Annotated in this window: 1 protein-coding gene; it reads right to left on the bottom strand. The window is 56.6% G+C overall.

Annotation, left to right across the window (positions count from 1 at the left end):
• Positions 1–287: 287 nt before the first annotated feature.
• Positions 288–790, bottom strand: a 503-nt coding sequence (locus BFV97_RS18965) for a hypothetical protein (protein WP_216635976.1), incomplete at its 5' end; no start/stop codon positions are given.

The following is a 790-nucleotide window of genomic DNA, read 5'->3' as shown; positions in this document are numbered from 1 at the left end:
GACCTCGTGCTTACAAAGGAGATCGAGTTCAGCTCCTGTAACACGAATTTCTTTAATTACTTTGAAGCTTTGAGCCGAGAGAAGGTCGGTCGCTAAACCTTCCAGTAAGTCGCCTTTTGCTTTGGTACTGTCGTCTGCTCTGCATGCAACTTCGATCTTCATCCGTTCGCCTCAGTGATTTGACTTGGTAATTTACTGGTTCTGTTGTTCCGGCCTTCAACCATAGCCACATTCGGGCGGGATTTACCATCGGTCAGATCAGGCTTCTCGCCCGCTAGCGGTGCCTTTCAGGCCTGCTTCGGAAAGAGTGTTGCTGGATGCAGTTTTGGGGTCGGCAGCTTCAGCTTCCTGCGTAAAGCCGACATTGGTTTAGATTGCAGCGAAAGTCCGGAATCCTGAAGGTTTTTCGATGCGGGCCGCGGCGCACCGGTGGCCATCCTGCGGTGGCGGCCCGCGTTGACAAACCTCGGAAGGAGGAAGCCGCGGGGGTCTTGGATCAGGCTATGGGGAAAGTGCGCGGACGCTTGGGGCAACCATTGGATTTGGGTGCGGCTGATAGCGTGGCTGGCGACCGATCCGCCTTTTGATTGCTCCAACAGCACGGAGGGACTGGGGGCAAATGCACCCGAGGGGCCTGACCGGTGACGGCAGGCACAATCCAGCCTGGCCGGGTTTTGCAGGGAGCAGCCGGTGCCATTCTGTAAAAGGGGATCGATGACAGGAGATTTATCATGCGGCCTGCTCCCTGGGTGGTGCGCGCGACATTGGTTTTTGCCCACGCCGGAAGATC

Source organism: Neptunicoccus sediminis, assembly GCF_001719615.1.
GTDB classification, from domain to species: Bacteria; Pseudomonadota; Alphaproteobacteria; order Rhodobacterales; family Rhodobacteraceae; genus Amylibacter; species Amylibacter sediminis.
The sequence above is the reverse complement of the archived record's forward strand: the minus strand, read 5'-3'. Positions and strand labels throughout refer to the sequence as shown.